This is a genomic window from Cellulosimicrobium sp. TH-20, assembly GCF_002105775.1.
In the GTDB taxonomy this organism is placed as follows: Bacteria; Actinomycetota; Actinomycetes; order Actinomycetales; family Cellulomonadaceae; genus Cellulosimicrobium; species Cellulosimicrobium funkei.
The window spans coordinates 1632224-1655259 of record NZ_CP020857.1; the positions used below are offsets into that span (position 1 = coordinate 1632224).

23 protein-coding genes are annotated in these 23036 nt (G+C 74.6%); 16 read left to right on the plus strand and 7 right to left on the minus strand.

What is annotated here, in order from left to right; all coding sequences use genetic code 11:
• Nucleotides 1-13 precede the first annotated feature (13 nt).
• Complete coding sequence (locus B8281_RS07310; RefSeq protein WP_085387363.1) at nucleotides 14-1225, plus strand: beta-propeller fold lactonase family protein; 1212 nt, start codon at nucleotides 14-16, stop codon at nucleotides 1223-1225.
• Nucleotides 1226-1294: 69 nt separating this feature from the next.
• Entirely contained in the window at nucleotides 1295-2551 is a 1257-nt protein-coding gene (gene mshA / locus B8281_RS07315) for a D-inositol-3-phosphate glycosyltransferase (RefSeq protein WP_085388659.1), read from the plus strand.
• 33 nt (nucleotides 2552-2584) lie between these two features.
• Here mshA and B8281_RS07320 read toward each other — a convergent pair whose 3' ends face one another.
• A complete protein-coding gene (locus B8281_RS07320; protein ID WP_085387364.1) occupies nucleotides 2585-3025 on the minus strand; it encodes a nitroreductase family deazaflavin-dependent oxidoreductase in 441 nt (146 codons plus the stop codon).
• Nucleotides 3026-3199: 174 nt separating this feature from the next.
• Here B8281_RS07320 and B8281_RS07325 point away from each other — a divergent pair, with 174 nt between their 5' ends.
• The gene (locus B8281_RS07325; RefSeq protein ID WP_085387365.1) at nucleotides 3200-3937 is read left to right on the plus strand and encodes a phosphoglyceromutase; all 738 of its coding nucleotides are present in this window, start codon (nucleotides 3200-3202) and stop codon (nucleotides 3935-3937) included.
• 93 nt (nucleotides 3938-4030) lie between these two features.
• Here B8281_RS07325 and phoU read toward each other — a convergent pair whose 3' ends face one another.
• Entirely contained in the window at nucleotides 4031-4714 is a 684-nt protein-coding gene (gene phoU / locus B8281_RS07330) for a phosphate signaling complex protein PhoU (protein WP_021482507.1), read from the minus strand.
• 219 nt (nucleotides 4715-4933) lie between these two features.
• Here phoU and B8281_RS07335 point away from each other — a divergent pair, with 219 nt between their 5' ends.
• From B8281_RS07335 to pstB, 6 genes are all read left to right on the plus strand, one after another.
• Entirely contained in the window at nucleotides 4934-6241 is a 1308-nt protein-coding gene (locus B8281_RS07335; RefSeq protein WP_232322708.1) for a cell wall metabolism sensor histidine kinase WalK, read from the plus strand.
• Complete coding sequence (locus tag B8281_RS07340) at nucleotides 6238-6942, plus strand: response regulator transcription factor (protein ID WP_076406159.1); 705 nt, start codon at nucleotides 6238-6240, stop codon at nucleotides 6940-6942. Before B8281_RS07335 ends, B8281_RS07340 begins: the two co-directional genes overlap by 4 nt.
• A gap of 277 nt (nucleotides 6943-7219) precedes the next feature.
• The gene (gene pstS, locus B8281_RS07345; RefSeq protein ID WP_232322709.1) at nucleotides 7220-8359 is read left to right on the plus strand and encodes a phosphate ABC transporter substrate-binding protein PstS; all 1140 of its coding nucleotides are present in this window, start codon (nucleotides 7220-7222) and stop codon (nucleotides 8357-8359) included.
• Nucleotides 8360-8458: 99 nt separating this feature from the next.
• Nucleotides 8459-9484, plus strand: a complete 1026-nt coding sequence (gene pstC, locus B8281_RS07350; RefSeq protein WP_085387367.1) for a phosphate ABC transporter permease subunit PstC — start codon at nucleotides 8459-8461, stop codon at nucleotides 9482-9484.
• Nucleotides 9484-10467 (plus strand): phosphate ABC transporter permease PstA, encoded by a 984-nt coding sequence (gene pstA / locus B8281_RS07355; protein WP_021481980.1) that lies wholly within the window; start codon nucleotides 9484-9486, stop codon nucleotides 10465-10467. The genes pstC and pstA overlap by 1 nt, the downstream gene beginning before the upstream one ends.
• A 15-nt stretch (nucleotides 10468-10482) precedes the next feature.
• The gene (pstB, locus tag B8281_RS07360; RefSeq protein WP_034654020.1) at nucleotides 10483-11262 is read left to right on the plus strand and encodes a phosphate ABC transporter ATP-binding protein PstB; all 780 of its coding nucleotides are present in this window, start codon (nucleotides 10483-10485) and stop codon (nucleotides 11260-11262) included.
• 97 nt (nucleotides 11263-11359) lie between these two features.
• Here pstB and B8281_RS07365 read toward each other — a convergent pair whose 3' ends face one another.
• Together B8281_RS07365 and B8281_RS07370 are read right to left on the minus strand one after the other, a co-directional pair.
• Nucleotides 11360-11887 (minus strand): septum formation family protein, encoded by a 528-nt coding sequence (locus tag B8281_RS07365; RefSeq protein ID WP_198163180.1) that lies wholly within the window; start codon nucleotides 11885-11887, stop codon nucleotides 11360-11362.
• Between the two features lie 107 nt (nucleotides 11888-11994).
• Nucleotides 11995-12426, minus strand: coding sequence for a hypothetical protein (locus tag B8281_RS07370; protein ID WP_044144199.1), 432 nt, complete (start codon nucleotides 12424-12426; stop codon nucleotides 11995-11997).
• 420 nt (nucleotides 12427-12846) lie between these two features.
• Here B8281_RS07370 and B8281_RS07375 point away from each other — a divergent pair, with 420 nt between their 5' ends.
• The 3 genes from B8281_RS07375 to ispF all read left to right on the plus strand — a co-directional run bounded on the left by B8281_RS07375 (nucleotide 12847) and on the right by ispF (nucleotide 14746).
• Nucleotides 12847-13329: a CarD family transcriptional regulator gene (locus tag B8281_RS07375; RefSeq protein WP_031315710.1), complete on the plus strand. Its 483-nt coding sequence runs from the start codon at nucleotides 12847-12849 to the stop codon at nucleotides 13327-13329.
• 104 nt (nucleotides 13330-13433) lie between these two features.
• Complete coding sequence (gene ispD / locus B8281_RS07380; protein ID WP_043653426.1) at nucleotides 13434-14180, plus strand: 2-C-methyl-D-erythritol 4-phosphate cytidylyltransferase; 747 nt, start codon at nucleotides 13434-13436, stop codon at nucleotides 14178-14180.
• Nucleotides 14177-14746, plus strand: coding sequence for a 2-C-methyl-D-erythritol 2,4-cyclodiphosphate synthase (gene ispF / locus B8281_RS07385; protein WP_085387369.1), 570 nt, complete (start codon nucleotides 14177-14179; stop codon nucleotides 14744-14746). The genes ispD and ispF overlap by 4 nt, the downstream gene beginning before the upstream one ends.
• Before the next feature lie 2 nt (nucleotides 14747-14748).
• Here the strand turns inward: ispF and B8281_RS07390 are convergent, their stop codons facing one another.
• Nucleotides 14749-15318, minus strand: a complete 570-nt coding sequence (locus tag B8281_RS07390; RefSeq protein WP_170982204.1) for an LpqN/LpqT family lipoprotein — start codon at nucleotides 15316-15318, stop codon at nucleotides 14749-14751.
• A 157-nt stretch (nucleotides 15319-15475) separates the two neighbouring features.
• Between B8281_RS07390 and B8281_RS19490 the strand changes: the two genes are divergently transcribed.
• Nucleotides 15476-16114: a TetR/AcrR family transcriptional regulator gene (locus B8281_RS19490; protein ID WP_044144577.1), complete on the plus strand. Its 639-nt coding sequence runs from the start codon at nucleotides 15476-15478 to the stop codon at nucleotides 16112-16114.
• Between the two features lie 46 nt (nucleotides 16115-16160).
• Here the strand turns inward: B8281_RS19490 and B8281_RS07400 are convergent, their stop codons facing one another.
• Nucleotides 16161-17570, minus strand: a complete 1410-nt coding sequence (locus B8281_RS07400; protein WP_043653411.1) for a D-arabinono-1,4-lactone oxidase — start codon at nucleotides 17568-17570, stop codon at nucleotides 16161-16163.
• Nucleotides 17571-17614: 44 nt separating this feature from the next.
• Between B8281_RS07400 and B8281_RS07405 the strand changes: the two genes are divergently transcribed.
• From B8281_RS07405 to rlmB, 3 genes are all read left to right on the plus strand, one after another.
• Nucleotides 17615-18883 carry an alanine racemase gene (locus tag B8281_RS07405; protein WP_085387371.1) on the plus strand — a complete coding sequence of 423 codons (1269 nt, stop codon included), beginning with the start codon at nucleotides 17615-17617 and terminating at the stop codon, nucleotides 18881-18883.
• A gap of 74 nt (nucleotides 18884-18957) precedes the next feature.
• Nucleotides 18958-20388 (plus strand): cysteine--tRNA ligase, encoded by a 1431-nt coding sequence (gene cysS, locus B8281_RS07410; protein WP_034654010.1) that lies wholly within the window; start codon nucleotides 18958-18960, stop codon nucleotides 20386-20388.
• 249 nt (nucleotides 20389-20637) lie between these two features.
• Nucleotides 20638-21654 carry a 23S rRNA (guanosine(2251)-2'-O)-methyltransferase RlmB gene (gene rlmB / locus B8281_RS07415; protein WP_085387372.1) on the plus strand — a complete coding sequence of 339 codons (1017 nt, stop codon included), beginning with the start codon at nucleotides 20638-20640 and terminating at the stop codon, nucleotides 21652-21654.
• Between the two features lie 69 nt (nucleotides 21655-21723).
• Here rlmB and B8281_RS07420 read toward each other — a convergent pair whose 3' ends face one another.
• The gene (locus B8281_RS07420; protein WP_044144390.1) at nucleotides 21724-22989 is read right to left on the minus strand and encodes a DUF4032 domain-containing protein; all 1266 of its coding nucleotides are present in this window, start codon (nucleotides 22987-22989) and stop codon (nucleotides 21724-21726) included.
• Between the last annotated feature and the right edge of the window lie 47 nt (nucleotides 22990-23036).

Below are 23036 nucleotides of genomic sequence, written 5' to 3' on the forward strand. Positions count from 1 at the left end.
CTAGGCTCGGGGCATGACCTCCGCGACCCGCGCCCTCTGGATCGGCACCTACCCGCACCCGAGCGGCGCGGAGGGCGTGTGGCGCGTCGAGCTCGACGTCGACCCGGCCGCGGGCACCGGCTCCTTCGGGGGCGGCACGCTCGCCGCCGCGTCGGGGTCGCCGTCGTTCCTGGCGCTCGACGGCGACACGCTCTACGCGGTGGGGGAGACGGAGGCCGGCTCGGTCTCGGCGTTCGCCGTCGGGCCCGACGGCGCCCTCGCCCCTCGGGGCGGCCCGGTCGCCACGGGCGGCTCGTACCCGTGCCACGTCGCCGTGAGCGGTGACGTGCTCGTCGCGAACTACGGCGACGGCGTCCTCACGGTCGTGCCGACGACGGACGACGGCGCGCTCGACGCGACCGCGTCCGACGTCGGGCCGCGCCGGCAGCGGCACGCGGGGACCGGCCCGGTCGCCGACCGCCAGGAGGGGCCGCACGCGCACTTCGTCGCGCCCCTCGCGCACCTCGGCGCGGCGGACGACGGCAGCGGCGCGGTGCTCGTCGTCGACCTCGGCACCGACGAGCTGCGCCGGCACGACCCGGCCGCGCCCGACGGCTCGACGGCCCGCGTCGTCGCGACCTTCCCGCCCGGCACGGGCCCGCGCCACCTCGCGGCTCTGCCGTCGGGGCACCTCGTCGTCGTCGGCGAGCTGGACCCGGCGCTGTTCCTGCTGTCCCCGGTGGACGGGCCGGACGGCGTGCGCACCTACGACGTCGTCGCGCGCTACGACGTCACGCACGCCGCGGCTCCTGCCGACGGCGGGAACTACCCCTCGCACGTCGCGGTCACGGCGGACGGCACGCGCGTCCTCGCCGCGGTGCGCGGCGCCGACGTGCTCGCGGTGCACGCGGTCGAGCCGGGGCCGGACGGCGGCGTGCCGACGCTGCGCCACCTCGCCGACTCGCCCGTGGGCGGCGCGTGGCCGCGCCACTTCGCGATCCTCGGGGGCGCGACCGGCGCGGAGTCGGCCGCCGAGGCCGACCAGGGGGACGCCGACGCGCCCCTGCACGACCTCGTCGTCGTGGCGAACCAGAACGACGACCCGCTCATCGAGCGGCCCGCCGTGGCCCGCCCGGACGCCCCGACGTCGAACGTCGCGCTCCTGCGCGTGCGCCGCTCGGACGGCGCCGCCCAGGTGCTCGACGTGCTCGCGCTCCCGGCCCCGGCGTGCGTCGTGGAGGCCTGACCCGCCGTGACGACGCTCGACCTGCCGGGCAGAACCGCCCCCGACCCGTCGGACCCGCTGCGGGTCGCGATGCTCTCGGTGCACACGTCGCCGCTCGACCAGCCGGGCACCGGCGACGCGGGCGGCATGAACGTGTACGTCACCGAGCTCGCGCACGCGCTCGCGCGCCGCGGCACGCAGGTCGAGATCTTCACGCGCGCGACGGCGTCGAGCCAGCCGCCCGTGGTCGAGGTGTCCGACGGCGTGACGGTGCGCCACGTCGCCGCCGGGCCCTTCGAAGGGCTCGACAAGAACGACCTCCCGGGCCAGCTCTGCGCGTTCACGGCCGGGGTGCTCCGGGCCGAGGCGCGGCACCGCGAGGGCTGGTACGACGTCGTGCACACGCACTACTGGCTCTCGGGGCAGGTCGGGTGGCTCGCCGCCGACCGCTGGGACGTCCCGCTCGTCCACACCATGCACACGCTCGCGCGCGTGAAGAACGCGGCGCTCGCGCCGGGCGACGCGCCCGAGCCGCTCGGGCGCATCATCGGCGAGGAGCAGGTCGTCGCGGAGGCGGACGCGCTCGTCGCGAGCACGGACGCGGAGGCGCAGGACCTCGTGCGCGACTACGCGGCCGACCCGGCGCGCGTGCACGTCGTGCCGCCGGGCGTCGACCTCGAGCTGTTCTCCCCGGCTCCGGGCGCCGCGACCGGCGACGCCCGGGCGCGCCGCGAGCGGCGGCGCGCGCTGCGGGCCGAGCTGGGTCTGCCGGCGGACGGCGGCCTCGTCCTCTTCGCCGGGCGCGTGCAGCCGCTCAAGGGCCCGGACGTGCTCGTCCGCGCGCTCGGCGTCCTCGCCGCGCGCGGGGAGCCCGTGCCGACGCTCGTCGTGCTCGGCGGCCCCAGCGGCCGCCCGACGGCCGTCCGCGAGCTCGAGGCCCTCGCCTACCAGGTGGGCGTGAGCGACCGGCTCGTCGTCCGCCCGCCCGTCCCGCGCGACGAGCTCGTGCGCTGGTACCGGGCGGCCGACGTCGTCGCCGTCCCCTCGCACAACGAGACGTTCGGGCTCGTCGCGGCCGAGGCGGAGGCGAGCGGCACGCCCGTGGTCGCGGCCGCCGTCGGCGGGCTGCGGACCGTGGTGGAGGACCAGGTCTCCGGCGTCCTCGTGCCCGACCACGACCCGGCGACCTGGGCGCGCGTCCTCGCCGACCTGCTCGCCGACGACGCCCGCCTCGCGACCCTCGGCGAGGGCGCCCGACGCGCGGGGGAGCGGTTCGGGTGGGACGTCGCGGCGGTCCGGATGCTCGACGTCTACGCGCAGGCGAAGAAGGTCCGCGCGGCGCGCTGACCGCGCGGACCGGTACGCGGGGTCACGCCGGGCTCAGTCGCCCGCGCGCTCCAGCACGAGGACGGGGATCTCCCGCGACGTCTTCTCCTGGTAGTCGGCGTACGGCGGGTAGGCCGCGACCGCGCGCTCCCACCACAGCGCCTTCTCCTCGCCGTGGACCTCGCGCGCGACGTAGTCGTGCCGCTCGGTGCCGTCCTGCAGCTCGACCCGCGGGTGCGCGAGCACGTTGAGATACCAGACCGGGTGCTTCGGCGCGCCGCCGAGCGATGCGACGACCGCGTACGCGCCGTCGTGCTCGACCCGCATGAGCGGGGTCTTGCGGACCTTGCCGCTGCGGCGCCCGAGCGTCGTGAGGACGACGACGGGCATCCCGTTCAGGGTCGTGTTGCGCGTCCCGCCGGACGACTCGTAGGCCTCCGCCTGCTCGCGGGACCAGGTGCTCGGGCTCGGTGCGTACTCTCCGTCGATCGGCATGCGGGAGAGAACGTGCGCGACGGCGCGCTGATTCCCGGCCGCGCCCCCGGCCGTGGCGCGGCGCTGCTCGGGCGGCCCGGGACGGTCGGACCTTCGTCCCACGCCGCGCGGCGACGGTCACCACCACGTGGGACGCGCGTGCCGCCGCGCCGGGCCGTGCGGCAGGATGGAGGCATGACCTACACCCTCGTGCTGCTCCGCCACGGCGAGAGCGAATGGAACGCCAAGAACCTGTTCACCGGCTGGGTGGACGTCGCCCTGTCGGAGAAGGGCACCGAGGAGGCGAAGCGCGGCGGTCAGCTCCTCGCGGAGGCCGGCGTCCTGCCCGACGTCGTGCACACCTCGCTCCTGCGCCGCGCCATCACGACGGCGAACCTCGCGCTCGACGCGGCCGACCGCCACTGGATCCCCGTGAAGCGGTCCTGGCGCCTCAACGAGCGGCACTACGGTGCGCTCCAGGGCAAGAACAAGAAGCAGACGCTCGAGGAGTTCGGCGAGGAGCAGTTCATGCTCTGGCGCCGCTCCTACGACGTCCCGCCGCCCGAGATCGAGCTCGGCTCCGAGTTCTCGCAGGACACGGACCCGCGCTACGCCGACGCCCCCGTCGTGCGCACCGAGTGCCTCAAGGACGTGCTCGAGCGCGCCCTGCCGTACTGGGACGGCGAGGTCGTCCCCGACCTCAAGGCGGGCAAGACCGTCCTGGTCGCCGCGCACGGCAACTCGCTGCGCGCGATCGTCAAGCACCTCGACGGCATCTCCGACGAGGACATCGCCGCGCTCAACATCCCGACCGGCATCCCGCTGCTCTACGAGCTCGACGAGGACCTCGAGCCCGTCACGAAGGGCGGCCGCTACCTCGACCCCGAGGCCGCCGCCGAGGCCGCCGCGGCGGTCGCGAACCAGGGCCGCTGACCGGCCCCACCCCGCGCACGACCGTGGCCCGTCCGGAGATCCGGACGGGCCACGGTCGTCTGCGTCGGTCGAGCGGGTGCTCCCGGCGCTGGGTCAGGCGGTCGCGCGCGTGGTGCCCGCCGGGGCGCCGCGGTCGTCGGCGAACTCGCCGGTCACGAGGTACGTCACGCGCTTGGCGATCGACACCCCGTGGTCGCCGAAGCGCTCGTAGTAGCGGCCCACGAGCGTGACGTCGACCGTCTCCTGCGGCGTGCCCGTCCACGTGCCGTCGAGCAGCGCGCTGAACGTGTCCTGGTGCAGCTTGTCGAGCAGGTCGTCGTCACGCTCGATGTTCGCGGCGACGGTGAGGTCGCGCGTCGTGAGGAGCGTCGTGGTGCGCCGCGCGACGCGGACGGCGGCGTCGTGCATCTGCTCGAACGTGCGGTGCAGCGACGGCTCGATCGCGCGGCCCGGGTAGCGGCCGCGCGCGACCTGCGCGATGTGGCGCGCGAGGTCGCCCATGCGCTCCAGCGTGGCGCTCATGCGCAGCGCGCTGACGACGACCCGCAGGTCGGTCGCGACGGGCTGCTGCTGCGCGAGCAGCAGCACGCAGCGCTCGTCGAGCTCGCGCTCGAGGGCGTCGATCGTGTGGTCGTCGCCGATCACCGACTGCGCGAGCTGCAGGTCCGCCGTGAGGAGCGCCTGCCCGGCGCGGTTCACGGCCGACTCCACCAGCCGGCTCATCTCGGCCAGGTCGTCGCCGACCTGCTTCAGCTCGGCCTCGAAGATCTCCCGCATCGCTTCCCTCTCGTCGTGACCGGTCGGTCCGGTCCGTGACGGCGTGCGCCCCGACGCGCCGGGAGGCGCCCGGGCACGCCGTCGGCTCCTGACACGCTCGCAGGCGTGGTCGACCGGCCGGTGAACACCAGTGCGCCGTCAGGTGAACTCTTGGCGGCTCGGGCCCGCCCAGGGTCCGGTGGGGCCGGGAGGGAGCGCGCGCGACCGTACGCTGGACGGGTGCAAGCCGAGAGTCTGATCGAGGGCGTGACCGTGCTGCTCGCCGGTGTCGTGGGCATCGTCGTCGGCGTGATCGCCGCGATCGCGTTCCGCGTGAGCGAGCGGCAGCAGCGCGCCGCGCGCGAGGAGACCGCGCCGGAGCTCGACGAGGGACTCGTCCGGGTGCTGGCCGTGCTGCGGTCCGCCGCCGTCGTGCTCGACGGCGAGGGGGAGGTCGTGCGGGCCAGCCCGCCCGCGTACGCGCTGGGGGTCGTGCGCGGCGACGCGATCGCGCACGCCGCGATCCGCGACATGATCGACGACGTGCGCCGGGACGGCGTGATCCGCGACGAGGAGCTCGAGCTCCCGCGCGGCCCCGTCGGCCGGGGCACGGTGATGCTCCAGGTGCGCGTGGCCCAGGTGGGCCCGCACCACGTGCTCGTGCTCGCGGAGGACCGGACGGAGGCGCGTCGGGTCGAGGCGATCCGCCGCGACTTCGTCGTCAACGTGTCCCACGAGCTGAAGACGCCGGTGGGCGCGCTCGCGCTGCTCGCGGAGACGGTCCAGGACGCCGCGGACGACCCGGTGGCGGTGCGCCGGTTCGCCGCGCGCATGCAGTCGGAGGCGACGCGCCTGTCCGCGCTCGTGCAGGAGATCATCGAGCTGTCGCGGCTCCAGGTCGCGGGAGCCCTGCAGGAGGTGACGGTCGTGCCGGTGCGCGGCGTGGTCGAGGAGGCCGTCGACCGCGCCCGCACGACCGCGCAGGGCAAGGGCATCGTGCTCACGACGGGCGGCGAGCTGGACGCCGCGGTCTACGGCGACCACAACCTGCTCGTCACCGCGGTGCGCAACCTCCTCGACAACGCGGTCGCCTACTCGGGCGAGAACACGCGCGTCGGCGTCGGGGTGACGCGGTCGGGCGACCTCGTCGAGATCGCCGTCGTGGACCAGGGCATCGGGATCGCGGCCGACGAGCAGGCGCGGGTCTTCGAGCGGTTCTACCGCGTCGACCCGGCGCGCTCGCGCGACACCGGGGGCACCGGCCTCGGGCTGAGCATCGTCAAGCACGTCGCCGCCGACCACGGCGGCGAGGTGACGATGTGGTCCGAGCCGGGCCGCGGGTCGACCTTCACGCTCCGCATCCCGGCGGCGAACGTCCCGGCCGCGCGGACGCGCGGCACGGTGACCGACCGGGTGGCCGAGCAGGCACCCGACGGGCACGCGACGGAGGGTCGCGCACCGGACGAGCACGAGCGCGTGCCGCACGAGCACGCGTCGGACGACGGCGCCCCGGACGCGGGCGCACGGAACAAGGAGGTAGGCGCGTGACGCGCATCCTGGTGGTGGAGGACGAGGAGTCGTACCGCGACCCGCTGACGTACCAGCTGCGGCGCGAGGGCTTCGACGTCGTCGAGGCGGCGACCGGTACGGAGGCGCTGGAGCGGTACGACGCCGACGGCGCGGACCTCGTCCTGCTCGACCTCATGCTCCCCGGCCTGAGCGGCACGGAGGTGTGCCGGGAGCTGCGCCAGCGTGGCGACGTCCCCGTCATCATGCTCACGGCGAAGGACTCGGAGATCGACAAGGTCGTGGGCCTGGAGCTGGGCGCGGACGACTACGTGACCAAGCCGTACTCGTTCCGCGAGCTGCTCGCGCGCGTGCGCGCCGTGCTGCGGCGCAAGGGCGGGGAGGCCGGCGCCGAACCGGTCGCGGAGAGCGCGCTCGAGGTCGGTCCCGTCCGCATGGACGTCGAGCGGCACACCGTGAGCGTGGACGGCGAGGTCGTGCCGTTCCCGCTCAAGGAGTTCGAGCTCCTCGAGCTGCTCCTGCGCAACGCCGGTCGCGTGCTCACGCGCGGGCAGCTCATCGACCGGGTGTGGGGCACGGACTACGTGGGGGACACCAAGACCCTCGACGTCCACGTCAAGCGCATCCGGTCGAAGATCGAGCCCGAGCCCGCGAGCCCGCGCTACCTCCTCACGGTGCGGGGCCTCGGCTACAAGATCGCCGACGGCGTCGGGCAGGCCTGACCCGGCGGTCCCGTCCGGCGGTCCCGTCCGGCACGAACGACCGGCGCGAGTGCCGGCACGACGGCCCCGGTGCGTCCCTCGCGGACGCACCGGGGCCGTCGTCGTCCGACGCCGCGGAGCCCGTCGTGCGAGCCGGCAGCCCGGCACGGAAGGTCTGTGCACTGTTCATCCGTCGTTCACCCGCTCTCGGGGAACGCGTCACCCGGCGCTCCTAGCGTCGGGATCGTCACCGGCGCTCGCTGGTGGCACGAGACGCGTGAACAGGATGGAACGAAGAGTGAAGCTCAGCCGATTCTCCCGTGCAGGATCCGCCGTCGCGGTCGGCGCGCTCGCCCTGACCCTCGCCGCGTGCGGGTCGGACGACCCCGTCGGCGGCGCCGACGGCTCCACCGGTGGTTCCTCCGAGGGCTCGTCCGAGACCGCGAGCGACCTCAGCGGTGAGCTCAACGGTGCGGGCGCGAGCTCGCAGGAGTCCGCCATGGAGGCGTGGCGCGCCGGGTTCCAGAGCGCGAACCCCGACGTCACGGTCAACTACGACCCGGTCGGCTCCGGCGGTGGCCGCACCCAGTTCCTCGAGGGCGGCGTCGCGTTCGCCGGCTCCGACGCGGTGCTCAAGGAGGAGGAGATCACCCAGTCGCAGGCCGTGTGCGGCCCCGACGGCGCGATCGACCTCCCCGTCTACGTCAGCCCGATCGCGATCATCTACAACCTGCCGGAGGTCGCCGAGCTGAACCTCGCCCCGGCCACGATCGCGGGCATCTTTAACGGCACCATCACGCAGTGGAACGCGCCGGAGATCGCCGCCGACAACCCCGATGCGACGCTCCCCGACGTGGCGATCACGCCCGTCCACCGCTCCGACGAGTCGGGCACCACCGAGAACTTCACCGAGTACCTCGCCGCGACCGCGGGCGACGCGTGGGGCCACGAGCCGAGCGGCGACTGGCCGACGCAGGGCGGCGAGTCCGCGCAGGGCACGTCCGGCGTCGTGCAGACCGTCCAGGGCGGCGAGGGCACCATCGGCTACGCCGACGCCTCGAAGGCCGGCGACCTCGGCACCGCGAAGATCAAGGTCGGCGAGGAGTGGGTCGCCTACTCCCCGGAGGCCGCTGCCAAGGTCGTCGACGCGTCGCCGCGCGTCGAGGGCCGGCACGAGCACGACATCGCGGTCGAGCTGGACCGCACCACGACCGAGGCCGGCGCCTACCCGCTGGTGCTCGTCTCGTACGCGGTGGCGTGCCTCAACTACGAGGACGAGGCGACGGGCAACCTCGTCAAGGCGTTCCTCACCTACGTCTCGAGCGAGGAGGGCCAGTCGGCCTCCGCGTCGGCCGCGGGCAGCGCGCCGATCTCGGAGGACCTGCGCACGGACGTCCACGCGGCCGTCGAGGCCATCACGGTCGGCGCCGCCGGCTGACGACCGCCGGGCGCCGGGGGCGGCGGGGCCTGCGGGCCCCGTCGCCCCCGACCCGCGACCAGACCGTACGCCGCAGGACAGCACACCGGGAGCACGAGAGTGACCACCACAGCCCCACCCACGACGCCGGGCCCCGCGCCGGGCGGCTCGTCCGAGCCCGCGCGTCGCGCGGGCACCTCGCGCCGCCGCGCCCGCAACAGCGACCGGGGCGTGAACCGCGCGTTCCGCTGGACCGCGACGGGTGCCGGCGCGCTCATCCTCGCCGTGCTGGCCGCGGTCGCGATCTTCCTGCTGCTGCGGGCGTGGCCCGCGCTCAGCGCGGGCGGGGCCGAGCTGAGCGAGCAGGTGGCGTGGTTCCCCGAGGGCGCGTCGCTCCTGTCGTTCGTGGGGCCGCTGATCTTCGGCACGCTGCTCGCGGCGGCGCTCTCGCTCGTGCTCGCGACGCCCGTCGCGATGGGCATCGCGCTGTTCATCTCCCACTACGCGCCCCGCCGGCTCGCCTCGACCCTGGGCTACGTCGTCGACCTGCTCGCGGCGATCCCCAGCGTCGTCTACGGCCTGTGGGGCTCGCTCGTCCTCCCGCCGGTCGTCGTGCCGGTGTGGTCCTGGCTCGCCGACACCCTCGGGTGGTTCCCGCTCTTCGCCGGCCCGGAGTCGCCGACCGGTCGTGTGCTGCTCACCGTCGCGCTCGTGCTCGCCGTGATGATCCTGCCGATCATCACGGCCGTGAGCCGGGAGGTGTTCCTCCAGACGCCGAAGCTCCACGAGGAGGCCGCGCTCGCCCTCGGTGCGACGCGCTGGGAGATGATCCGCACCGCGGTCATCCCGTTCGGGCGGTCGGGCGTCATCTCGGCCGCGATGCTCGGCCTCGGGCGCGCGCTCGGCGAGACGATGGCCGTGCTCATGATCCTCTCGCCCGGGCTCCTCTACTCGTTCAAGATCCTGCAGGCGGGGCAGCAGCAGACGATCGCCGCGAACATCGCGGCGGACTTCCCCGAGGCGAACCCGCTCGGGGTGAGCGCCCTCATCGCGACGGGCCTCGCGCTGTTCGTCATCACCCTGCTCGTCAACATGGGCGCCCGCGCGATCGTCGCGCGGCGCAAGGACTTCTCGGGAGCCAACTGATGAGCGCCCTCAGCACCAGCCCCGCGCGCGGGGCCTCCGCACCGGACCCGGAGCGCACCGCGTCCGTGCGCGCGCTCCTGCGCGGCGCGGACGCCGGACGCCGCCGCAAGGACCGCACCATGACGGTCCTCATGTGGGGCGCGTTCGCGCTCGCGATGGTGCCCCTCGTGTCCGTCGCGTGGACCGTCGTCGTGCACGGCATGGAGCGGTTCGACGTCTACTTCCTGACGCACTCCATGCGCGGCGTGTTCGGCGGCATGGACGCGGGCGGCATCTACCACGCGATCCTCGGCACGCTCCTCATCACCCTCGGCGCCGCGGTGATCTCGGTGCCGATCGGCCTGCTCGCCGCGATCTACCTCGTCGAGTACGGGCGCGGGCCGCTCGCGCGCGCCGTGACGTTCTTCGTCGACGTCATGACCGGCATCCCGTCGATCGTCGCGGGCCTCTTCGCGTACGCGCTCTTCGCGGTGCTGTTCGGGCCGGGGGTGCGCATGGGCATCGTCGGCTCGGTCGCGCTGTCCGTCCTCATGATCCCGGTCGTCGTGCGCTCGTGCGAGGAGATGCTCCGGCTCGTGCCGAACGAGCTGCGCGAGGCCGCCTACGCGCTCGGCGTGCCCAAGTGGCTCACGGTCGTGCGGGTCGTGCTCCGCACGTCGATCGCCGGCATCACGACGGGTGTCATGCTCGCCGTCGCGCGCGTGATCGGCGAGACGGCGCCGCTCCTCATCACGGTCGGCGTCGTCGACTCGATCAACGGCAACCTCTTCGAGGGCCGCATGATGACGCTCCCGGTGTACGTCTACCGGCAGTACAGCCAGGGCCTGGTGCCCTGCAGCAACGTCACCGACGCCGTGTGCCTCCCCGACATCAACTACGACCGGGCCTGGGCGGCCGCCCTGACGCTGATCCTCATCGTCATGCTGCTCAACCTCGTCGGGCGACTCGTCACCCGCTGGTTCGCGCCCAAGACCCTCCGCTAGAACAGGACAGCCCCGATGGCACAGCGCATCGACGTCAAGGACCTCAACATCTACTACGGCGACTTCCTCGCGGTGCAGGACGTCGGCATGACGATCGAACCCCAGTCCGTGACGGCCTTCATCGGCCCGTCCGGCTGCGGCAAGTCGACGTTCCTGCGGACGCTCAACCGCATGCACGAGGTGATCCCCGGCGCGCGCGTCGAGGGGACCGTCGCGATGGAGGGCGTCGACCTCTACGGCGACGACGTCGACCCGGTCGCCGTCCGCCGCCAGGTCGGCATGGTCTTCCAGCGGCCGAACCCGTTCCCCACGATGTCCATCAAGGAGAACGTGCTCGCGGGGGTGAAGCTCAACAACAAGCGCATCTCGAAGGCCGACGCCGAGGACCTCGTCGAGTCGTCGCTGCGCGGCGCGAACCTGTGGAACGAGGTGAAGGACCGCCTCGACCGCCCGGGCTCGGGCCTCTCCGGCGGCCAGCAGCAGCGCCTGTGCATCGCGCGCGCGATCGCCGTCAAGCCCCAGGTGCTCCTCATGGACGAGCCGTGCTCGGCGCTCGACCCGATCTCCACGCTCGCGATCGAGGACCTCATCGCCGAGCTCAAGGACGAGTACACGATCGTCATCGTCACGCACAACATGCAGCAGGCGGCGCGCGTGAGCGACCGCACCGCGTTCTTCAACATCGCGGGCACCGGCAAGCCCGGGCGCCTCATCGAGATGGACGACACCGCGACGATGTTCTCCTCGCCCACGCAGCAGGCCACCGAGGACTACATCTCCGGCCGCTTCGGGTGACCTGAGCCCGTCCGTCACGGCCCCGGCCCGACGCGCGACGGCGCCCCTCCCCCCGCGGGGAGGGGCGCCGTCGTGCGTGCGGGACGGATCAGGGGAATCAGGTCGCGCTGCCCTGGAGCGAGCCCGTGACGTCGGTGCCGTTCGTGTCGAGGACGCACTGGACCACGCGGTCGCCCTGCCGGGTCCAGCCGTCCGCGCGCGGCGTGAAGTACCAGTACTCGTGCGCCGACTCCTCGTAGGGGAGCCCGACGAACGGCTCGAACGCGCCGTAGCAGAACTCCTCGGCGCTCGTGGTCACGGCCTCGTCACCGGGGTAGTCGCCCGCGGGGAGCTCGGTCTCGGCGTAGACCTCGGCGTCGTGCGGCTCCGAGCACGGCACGACGGGCACGGACTCGACCAGGTCCGCGTCGTCCAGCTTCGAGGAGACGATGCAGTCGCCGACCTGGACCGAGAAGACGTCGGCGTCCGACGCCTCGGTCACCTCGCCGCCGGGCTCGTCGCGCTGGGCGTCGGCGGGTCCGGAGATCTCGTCGAGGATCGCGCCGCAGCCCGACGCGGTCAGGGCGAGGGCGGCGGCGCTCACGACGAGGACGAGCGGCCGGCGGGTGGAGCGGGGGAGGGTCACCAGGGTTCCTTCGGTACGAGGCCCCGACCAGGGTGGTGGGGCGGCACGCGAAGGCTAGCGCCGGGCGGTGACACGAGCCGAGCCGATCTCCGGCGCGACCTGCGCGGTCACGGCAGGAGGTGCGCGTACTCCTCGAGGGTGCCGTCGAGGACGGGGAGGGAGAGGGTCTGCTCCTCGCCCGTCGTCGCGCTCACGGTGACGGGCAGCATCGCACCCGGCTCCGCGTCGACGCGGCCGATCTGCGCGTCGAAGCCGTCCTCGGCGCCGAGGTAGACCGTCTCGCCCGCCGCGACGGGGATCGTCACCGGCGCGCCGCCCTCGGGCGTCACGTCGAACTCCACGTCCTCCGTCGAGTCGTTGGCGAAGGCCCCGACGAGGGCGCCCGGCTCGCCGTCCTCCGCGCTCACGACGAGCAGGTTGAGCCCGCGCAGCTCGCTGGTGAGGTCGACCCGCAGGCCGTCGGAGGGGGAGTACGGGCGGTTCGTCTCGATGGGGGAGCAGGCGGACGCGAGGGCCACACCGGCGACCAGGAGGGGCACGGCCCAGGCGCGCGCACGGCCGGTCGCTCGGGACTCCGCACGGGTCGAGGCTCGGGGGTCGGGATGCGGGTCACGTGCACTCCAGGGCTGCAAGAAGGGGGACGGGATTCCGCGCCCAGCCTAGTGCGTCGGGAGGGCGGGGGCGGCCGGAACGGCCGGCTCGCGACCGTGGCGTGAGCGGCGTCACGTGGCTCCGGGCGCGCCGGGACGGTGGTCGTCGGGCGAGGTGAAGGTCCTGAGAGGGCCCGCGGGGCGCTCCCGAGGGGCCGAAGGGGCCCCTTCCCGAGATTCGTCAGGCGCGCTGACACGGCTCTGACCTGGGCGAACGTGCTGGTGACGGGCTTGTCAAGGGGCGCAGGGGCTCGGATTTCCGCCCTTCCGCGTGGTAAGGTGGACCACCGCGAAAGGGGACATCTGCAGATGACGTTCACAGTAGGCGAGACCGTTGTCTACCCGCACCACGGAGCCGCACTGATCGAGGAGATCAAGACGCGCACCATCCGCGGAGAGGACAAGATCTACCTCAAGCTCAAGGTCGCGCAGGGCGACCTGACCATCGAAGTCCCAGCCGAGAACGTCGACCTCGTCGGCGTGCGTGACGTCGTCGGCCAGGAGGGTCTCGACCGCGTGTTCGAGGTGCTTCGTGCACCCTACACCGAGGAGCCGACCAACTGGTCGCGCCGGTACAAGGCGAACCTCGAGAAGCTCGCGTCGGGCGACGTGATCAAGGTCGCCGAGGTCGTGCGCGACCTCTCCCGCCGCGACGCCGACCGCGGTCTGTCCGCCGGCGAGAAGCGCATGCTCTCGAAGGCACGGCAGATCCTCGTCTCGGAGCTCGCGCTGGCCGAGCACACCGAGGAGGACAAGGCCGAGGCGATCCTCGACGAGGTGCTCGCCTCCTGACGTCCCGGGCCGCGGCCCGCGCAGTCAGCGCCACAGACCACCGGGGAGGGCGCCGTCCGTACGGACGGCGCCCTCCCCGTCGTCGTGCCCGGTAGCGTGTGCGCGTGCCGACTCTCGCCGTCCTCACCGCCGCAGGCTCCGGGACCCGCCTCGGGCTGGACCTGCCCAAGGCCCTCGTCGAGCTCGACGGCCTCCCGCTCGTGGCGCACGCCGCCCGACGGCTGTGCGCGTCCGGGGTCGTGGACGCGCTCGTCGTGACCGCGCCGCCCGGGCTGCGCGACCACGTCGCGACGCTCCTGGCCGACGACCCCGCGGTCGACCGGCCGGTCCGGGTGGTCGAGGGCGCGGGGACCCGCCAGGCCTCCGTGGCGGCCGGTCTCCGGGCCGGCCGCGACCTCTCGGAGGGCGACGTGCCCGCCGACGTCGTGCTCGTCCACGACGCCGCACGGCCCCTCGCGCCGCCGTCGCTGGTCCGCCGCGTCGTCGAGGCCGTGCGCGCGGGCCACGGGGCCGTCGTGCCGGGGCTCCCCGTCACGGACACGATCAAGCGCGTGGCGCCCGCGGGCGCGGGAGACGCGTCCGGTGCGGAGCCCGTCGTCGAGACGGTCGACCGGAGCGCGCTGCGCGCCGTCCAGACCCCGCAGGGGTTCGACGGCGAGCTCCTGGCCCGCGCGCACGCGGCAGCGGCGCACCGCGCGGACGACGAGTCCGTCGCCGCGACCGACGACGCCGGGCTGGTCGAGGCGCTGGGCGTCCCGGTCCACGTGGTGCCCGGCGACGCCGCGGCGGCCAAGATCACCACCGCGCACGACCTCCGGGTCGCGGCGCTCACGCTCCGGGAGGACCGATGACCACCCCTGCAGGCTCCACCGGGACACCGGCCGAGACGCCCACCACCGCACCGGCCGCCGCGGGCCCCGTCCCGGCGCTCCCGCGCACGGGCGTCGGGGTGGACGTCCACGCCTTCGCGACCGAGGGCGAGGATCGAGCGCTGTGGCTGGGCGGTCTGCACTGGCCGGGCGAGCGCGGGCTCGCCGGGCACTCCGACGCCGACGTCGCGGCGCACGCCGCCGCGGACGCGCTGTTCTCGGCCACCGGCCTGGGCGATCTCGGTTCGAACTTCGGCACGAGCGCGCCCGAGTGGGCGGGCGCGAGCGGTGCGAGCCTGCTCGCGGAGGCCGCGCGCCGGGTGCGGGCCGCGGGGTTCGCGATCGGGAACGTGGCCGTCCAAGTGATCGGCAACCGGCCGCGCCTCGGACCGCGCCGCGCGGAGGCGGAGGCGGCGCTCGGGGCGGCCGCGGGCGCCCCGGTGACCCTCACGGCGACCACGACCGACGGGCTGGGCCTCACCGGGCGCGGCGAGGGCGTCGCGGCGGTCGCCACGGCCCTCGTGGTCCGGGTCGCGCCGCCCGCCTGACGTCAGCCCGCGGGCGCGACCTGGACGCTCTCGAGGATCGCGCGCGCCTGCGCGGCGCCGTCGGCGTCGTCGACGGCGTACGACGCCGTGAGGTCGACGACCCACGCGTCCGGCCCGTCGCCCGTCCGCACGGCCACGATCTCCTGCGCGACGGCGGTGCCCGCGGCGCCGTACGTCCCGGCCACGCGGTAGGCGGGCAGCCCGGCGAGGGTCGTGGGGCCCTGCCCGTCGGGATCGGGCACCCAGCCGGGGATCGAGGCGACCGCCGCCGTCGTCGCGGCGCCCGCCTCGTCGACGGTCTGCGCCGACTGCTTGCCGGTGACGACGACGTTCGCCCGGAAGTCCTCGGAACCCGTGCCGCTCGGCGCGCGCAGCAGGAACGCGCCGTCGCGCGTGCCGCGCTCCCAGTCCGGGGGCGCGGTCACCTGGACCGGGATCTCGGGGACGTCGTGCACGACCGGCTCCGTGCCGCCTGCGGCGTCCTCGGGCCCGCCGCAGGCCGCGAGGGCGAGCGCGACGGCCGCCGTGAGGGCGAGCGTCCAGGGGGAGCGGGGCAGGCGCGGTCGGGGCACGGGAGTCCTTCGTCGGGGGTGGGGCCGGGGCTGGTCCGGCTCGTCATTCTCGCCCGCTCCCGTCCGGCGTGCCAGGCCCGCCACCTGCCTCTACGATCGCTGGAAGCGCATCGATGTGTTTGACTTTCCCAAGAACGACACATGGGATGAATCGCACATGAACCGAATGTCCGTCGAGGAACGCCGAGCCCAGCTCGTCGACGCCGCGATGACCATCGCCGTCCGCGAGGGCGTCGAGGCCGTGACCATCCGCGGCGTCGCGGCCGAGGCCGGGGTCTCGCTCGGCGTCGTGCACTACTGCTTCGAGGACAAGGACGAGCTCCTCCAGGCGATGGGCAACAGCCTCGCGCTCGTGGCCTCCGAGCCCGTCCGGTCCGCGCTCGACGTCGACGGCGACGTCGTGGCGCTCGCCCACGCCGCCGCCGACGGCCTGTGGAGCGGGCTGACGCCGCGTCGTCACATGCGGCTCCTCACGTTCGAGTTCGCGACGGCGGGCGTGCGCAGCCGCGCGCTGCGCTCCGTCGCGCACACGCACCTCGAGCAGACCTGGGCGATGACGCGCGGGTTCCTCGAGAACGTGGCCGAGCGGGGGAACGTCAGCTACACGATGGACATGGGGTTCCTGTCCCGGGTCGTCGCGGGGTACATCGACGGGATCGAGATCGCGTGGCTCGTCGAGCAGGACGACGAGACGGCGGTCCGCAGCTTCCACGCGCTCGCCGAGTACGTGCTGTCGATGATGGTGCGCCCCGACGGCTCGCCGGTGCGGGAGCACGGTCCCGAGCCCGTCCCCTGACGGACGGACGACGTCCCGTCCCCAGACGGGTCCGGGACGTCGCCGGTCAGCGCCGCGCGGCCGGGGCCGGGCCGAGCACGCGGTCGGTGTAGCCGTTCGCGAACACGCCCTCGGGGTCCGTCGCGTCGCGGACGGCGACGGCGTCGTCGAACCGCGGGTAGAGCTCCCGGAACCGGTCCGCCGCCAGGCCGTGCATCTTGCCCCAGTGCGGGCGGCCCCCGACCTCGGCGACGATGCGCTCGACGGCGTCGAAGTACCGCTCGTGCGGCAGGCGCGCGTACTGGTGCACGGCGACGTAGGCGGTCTCGCGACCGTGGGCCGTGGAGAGCCACACGTCGTCGGGCGCCGCGAACCGGACCTCGACGGGGAACGGCACGTGCTCGCCGGACCGGTCCAGCCACGCGTCGATGCTCGACAGCACGTCGACGAGGTGCTCGCGCGGCACGGCGTACTCCATCTCGCGGAACCGGACGCGGCGCGACGTGACGAACACGTGGTGCGACGGCGCGACGTACGTGCGCGGCGCGAGCGCCCGCGCGGAGACGGCGTTGAGGCGCGGCGTGACGCGCGGGACCGCGGTCGCGAGCCGGTTCACGAGCTCGAACGCGCCGTTCGACAGGAGCTCCTCGTCGACCCACGTGCGCGCCCGCGCGACCGGCCCGGGGCCCGTGGTGCGCAGCCGCTCGAGCTCGACGGCCTCCTCGTCGGGCGCGAGGCGGTTGTTGCGCTTGGTCAGCGCCCGGCGGGTGTGGGGGAACCAGTAGAACTCGAAGTGGTCGTTGCCGCCGACGAGCCCGTCGGGGTCGTCGGGCGTGCCGAGCCGTTCGAGCACGCGGTCGAGCGGCCACGGCTCCTCCTGCGCGCGCAGGAGGAACGCCGGGACCACCTCGAGCGTCACCGCGGACAGGATGCCCGTGACCCCCAGCCCGAGCCGGCTGACCTCGAACAGGCCCGGCTCGTGCGCGGGCGACGCCTCGCGCACCTCGCCGTCGGCCCCCACGACGCGGACGCCGCGCACCTGCGTCGCGAGACCGCCGAGGCGTGCCCCGGTGCCGTGGGTGCCCGTCGAGATCGCGCCCGCGACCGACTGCCGGTCGATGTCCCCGAGGTTGCGCATCGCGAGCCCCGCGGCGGCGAGGGCCTCGTTGAGCCGGTGCAGGCGGATGCCCGCCCCGACGGTCACGAGGATCGCGTCGCCGTCGGTGCCGTCCGCCCCGCCGCGCGCGATGCGCTCGACGAGGCTGAGCCGGTCGAGGTCGAGCAGGAGGCCGTCCGTGACCGCGGCCGGGGTGAACGAGTGCCCGGCACCCACCGCGCGGACGGGCAGGCCCTCCGCCGCGGCGCGGGCGACGAGGCCGCCCAGCTCCGCCTCGTCGCGCGGCGAGGCCCGACGGCGCGGCGTCGCGGAGGCCGTGCGGGCCCAGTTGGTCCAGGAGAGGGCGTCGTCGCTGCTCACAGGTCGTACTGTCTCACGCCCGGCGGGTGGCGTACGTTCTCCCCATGACGACCCACACGGCACCGGGGGCGGACCAGGGCGCGGGCCCGCAGGACGGTGACGAGCGGGGCGCGACGCCGTCGCTCCTGGCCCGCCTGACCCGCGCGACCGCGACGCTCGACGGCCCGCTCGCCGTCGTCGACCTCGACCGGTTCGACGCCAACGCCGACGAGCTGCTCGCGCGCGCGGGCGGCGTCCCCGTGCGGGTCGCGTCGAAGTCCGTGCGGGTGCGCTCGCTCGTCGCGCGCGCGGGCGAGCGGGGCTTCCAGGGCGTCATGGCGTACTCGGTGCGCGAGGCGCTGTGGCTCGTCGAGTCGGGCGTCCGCGACGTCCTCGTGGGCTACCCGTCGGTCGACCGCGGGGCGCTCGCGGCGCTCGCCCGCCACGAGGCCGGCCGGCGCGAGGTCACGCTCATGGTCGACGACGCCGCGCACCTGGAGCTCGTGCGCCACGCGCTCGCCGAGACCGGCACCGGGGACGAGCCGCCCGTGCGGGTGTGCCTCGACGTGGACGCGTCGCTGCGCGTGGGCCTCGGTCTCGTGACGGTCCACCTGGGCACGCGCCGCTCGCCCCTGCACGGTGCGCGCGACGTCGCGTCGCTCGCCGCCCGGGTCGTCTCGACGCCCGGTCTCGCGCTGCGGGGCCTCATGTTCTACGAGGCGCAGATCGCCGGGATGCCGGACTCCAGCCTCGCCGTCCGCGCGGTCAAGCGGCTCTCGGTGCTCGAGCTGGGCGAGCGCCGGGGCGAGGTCGTCGCGGCGGTGCGGGACGTCGTCGGGCACGGCCTCGAGCTCGTGAACTCGGGCGGCACGGGGTCCCTCGAGACGTCGTCCGCCGACGCGGTCGTGACCGAGGTGACGGCCGGGTCGGGCCTGTACGTCCCGGGCCTGTTCGACGAGTACCGCGCGTTCCGGCCCCGGCCGTCGGCGTTCTTCGGCCTCGACGTCGTGCGCGTCCCGGGCCCGGGCTGGGCGACGGCGTTCGGCGGCGGGTACGTCGCGTCCGGCCCGGCGACCCGCAGCCGTCTGCCGCGCGTCGTGACGCCGGGCTGGTCGCTCACGGGCCGCGAGGGCGCGGGCGAGGTGCAGACGCCGCTGCACCGGTCGCGCGGCGCCGCCGGGGCGCCCGACCTGGGCGTGGGGGACCGCGTCTGGTTCCGCCACGGCAAGGCCGGCGAGGCCATGGAGCGGTTCGACCGCGTGCACCTCGTGCGCGGCGACGAGGTGGTCGACGTCGTCCCGACGTACCGCGGGGAGGGCAAGAGCTTCGGCTGACGCGGCGGGGACGGGCCGGCCGTCGCCCCGGCGTCGCTTCGGCCGCGACGGTGCGTCCCCGGTACCCTTGCGGCGTGACCCTTCGCCTGTTCGACACCGCCACGCGGGACGTGCGCGACTTCGTCCCCCTGACCCCGGGCGAGGTCGGCATCTACCTGTGCGGTGCCACCGTCCAGGCCGCCCCCCACATCGGGCACATGCGCTCGGCCGTCGCGTTCGACGTGCTCGTGCGCTGGCTCCGGCGCGGCGGCGCGCGGGTGACGCTCATCCGCAACGTCACCGACATCGACGACAAGATCCTCGCGAAGTCGGCCGACGCGGGCGAGCCCTGGTGGGCCTGGGCCGCGACGTACGAGCGCGCGTTCACCGCCGCGTACGACGCCCTGGGCGTGCTGCCCCCCACGTACGAGCCGCGCGCGACGGGCCACGTCCCGGACATGGTCCAGCTCATGCAGCGCCTCGTCGAGCGCGGCCACGCCTACACCACGGGCCCCGGCGACGTGTGGTTCGACGTGCGGTCCTGGCCCGAGTACGGCGCGCTCACCAACCAGCGCCTCGAGGACCTCAACCCCGTGCCCGACGACGTCCCCGCCGACGCCGAGGAGGCCGCCGCCAAGCGCGACCCGCGCGACTTCGCGCTGTGGAAGGCCCCGAAGCCGGGCGAGCCGGAGACCGCGTCGTGGGACACGCCGTTCGGGCGCGGCCGTCCGGGCTGGCACCTCGAGTGCTCCGCGATGGCGCGCCGCTACCTCGGCGACACGTTCGACCTCCACGGGGGCGGCCTCGACCTGCGGTTCCCCCACCACGAGAACGAGCAGGCCCAGTCGCGCGCCGCGGGCTACGGGTTCGCCCAGCACTGGCTGCACAGCGCGTGGGTCACGCAGGGCGGCGCCAAGATGAGCAAGTCGCTCGGCAACGGGCTGCTCGTGCGCGAGGTCCTCGCGACCACGAGCCCCGCCGTGCTGCGCTACGCGCTCGCGTCCGTGCAGTACCGCTCGATGCTCGAGTGGACCCCCGCCACGGTCGTCGAGGCCGAGGCGACGTGGGAGCGGCTGGCGGGCTTCGTCGAGCGGGCGACCGAGCGGGTGGGCGAGGTCGACGACGTGCGCGACGCCGAGCTCCCGACCGCCTTCACCGCGGCGATGGACGACGACCTCAACGTGCCGGCGGCGCTCGCCGTCGTGCACGAGCACCTGCGCGCGGGCAACGCGGCGCTCGCGGACCGGACGACGGCCGCGGACGCCGTCGCGCGCCACCACCTCGTGGCGGTGCGCGCGATGCTCGACGTGCTCGGGCTCGACCCGGGCGACGCGCAGTGGGCCGACCGCGGCGACTCGCGCTACGCGGCGGTGCTCGACGCCGTCGTGGGCGCGGAGCTCGCGGCGCGGGCCGAGGCGCGCGCGTCGCGGGACTTCGCGACGGCCGACGCGATCCGCGACCGGCTCGCCGCGGCAGGCGTCGCGGTCGAGGACTCGGCCGACGGCGCGCGCTGGACCCTCGCCTGACGCCCACCGGACGACGGCCGGGAGCCACCCGCCGGCGCACGAGACAGAGCTCCGGTAGCACGAGATAGAGCTCCGGTAACGCGAGGTAGAGCTCTGGTAGCGCGCGGGAGAACCCTGGTGACGACCACGGTTCCCCCTCGGCGGGGTGTCTGGGGGACACTGGACCCAGGAGCGAGACACGCACGCCGGGCGCCGAACCCGACGTGGACTGACCTGAACTGACCTGAACGACGACACGATCGGTGCACCATGGCTGGCAACTCACAACGACGCGGCGCGACCCGCAAGCCCGGAAGCAAGAAGGGCGCGACCGTCGGCTCGGGCGGGCAGCGGCGCAAGGGCCTCGAGGGCCGCGGGCCGACCCCGAAGGCCGAGGACCGCGTCTACCACGCGGCGCACAAGCGCAAGGTGGCCGACGAGAAGCGCGCGACCGGGCGCGGCGGCCCGGCGCGCGGCACCGAGCGTGCCGGCACGTCGCGCGGCGGGGCCTCGCGCGGTGGCGGCCCCAAGGGCCGCGGGTCGGTCCAGGAGGTCGTCGCGGGGCGCAACTCCGTCCTGGAGGCGCTGCGCGCACGCATCCCCGTCGAGGTGGTCTACCTCGCGTCGCGCCTCGACGCCGACGACCGCACGCGCGAGATCGTCGACATCGTCGCGGGCCGCGGCTACGACCTCCTCGAGGTGGGCAAGCCCGAGCTCGACCGCCTGACCGACGGGGCCGTGCACCAGGGCGTCGCGATCAAGGTGCCGCCGTACGAGTACGCGGACGTCGACGACCTGCTCGACGCCGCCGAGGCGTCCGGGCGGCCGCCGCTCGTCGTCGCGCTCGACGGCGTCACGGACCCGCGCAACCTCGGCGCGGTGCTCCGCTCCGCGGGCGCGTTCGGCGCGCACGGCGTCCTCGTGCCCGAGCGCCGCGCCGCGGGCGTCACCGCGTCCGCGTGGAAGGTCTCGGCCGGCGCTGCCGCGCGCGTCCCGGTGGCCCGGGCCACCAACCTCGTGCGCGCGCTCGGCGAGCTGAAGAAGGCGGGGTGCTTCGTCGTCGGGCTCGACGCGGGCGGCACCACGGCGATCGGCGACCTCCAGCTCGCGACCGAGCCGCTCGTCGTCGTCGCGGGCTCCGAGGGCAAGGGCCTGTCCCGCCTCGTGCGCGAGGCGTGCGACGTCGTCGCGTCCATCCCCATCGGCTCGGACACGGAGTCGCTCAACGCCGCCGTCGCGACGGGCATCTCCCTCTACGAGGTCGCGCGGCTGCGGCGCGAGGCCTGACCGCCCGCCGCATCACCGTCACGAGCGTCGCCCCGCCGGTCCCTGGACCGGCGGGGCGACGCTCGTCCGTCAGCCGTAGTACTCGGGGTCCTTCTCGCCGGGGGCGAGGCCGAGGATCGCCTTCTCGTCCGGGCGGTGGCGCAGGACGTTCTCCACGTACGACTGCGTCGCCTCCGCCATCGGCACGTCGCGACCGGCACGTTCCGAGATGAACCAGCGGTGGTCGAGGATCTCGTGGAACAGCTGCGCCGGCTCGAGCTTGCGGCGCAGGTTCCGCGGCACGGCCTGGATCGTGGGCTCGAACACACCGCTCAGCCAGTCGTGCGCGACGAACTCCTCGTCGTCGTTCTGCCGCTCGGCCGCCGCGCGGAACGAGTCCAGGTCGTTGAGCAGACGGCGGGCCTGGTTCTCCTGCACGTCGAGTCCGGTGAGCCGCAGCAGGCGTCGTGAGTGGTGCCCCGCGTCCACGACCTTCGGCTGGATCTGCACGGTCGTGCCGTCGATGTCGGTCGTGATCGCGAGCTCGTCGACGTCGAAGCCGAGGTTGTTGAGGTGCTCGATGCGGGCTGCGACGCGCCACCGCTCGTTCGCGTCGAACGACTCCGACGTCGTCAGCGCCTCCCACAGCTCCTCGTAGCGCGCGACGAGCGCGTCGCCGATCGCGACCTCGTCCACGTCCTCGTCGAGCAGCTCGCCGGCGGCGAGGTCCATGAGCTCGCCGATGATGTTCGTGCGCGCGAGGTCGACGTCGTACGAGCGCTGGCCGGGGGAGAGCTCGCGGTGCAGGTCGCCCGTCTCGGCGTCCACGAGGAAGGCGGCGAACGTCTCGGCGTCGCGCCGGAACAGCGTGTTCGACAGCGACACGTCTCCCCAGTAGAAGCCCACGAGGTGCAGGCGCACGAGCAGGACGGCGAGCGCGTCGATGAGGCGCGTGGCCGTGTCGGGGCGCAGCGACTGGCTGAACAGCGCGCGGTAGGGGAGCGAGAACTGCAGGTGCTCGGTGATGAGCACGGCCTCGAGCCGCTCGCCGTGCGCGTCCTGGCGCCCGGTGATGACGCCCACCGGGACGACGCTCGGCACCTCGAGCCGGCGGAGCTGCCGGAGCAGCTCGTACTCGCGGTACGCGACCGTCTCGCCGATCTCCTTGATCGCGATCACCCGCCCGGAGAGGCGGACGAACCGCACGATGTGCCGCGAGATACCGCGGGGGAGGGCGGCGAGCGTCTCCGCCGGCCACTCCTCGAGCGGGACGTCCCAGGGCAGGTCGAGGAGCGCCGGGTCGGGGGCCGACGCGGTGATCTGCAGGTTGTGCACCGTCACGGGTCCATTGTCCATGGTCGTGGGACCCGGGCGGGGCGGGCCCGACCCGTGAGGTCGGACCC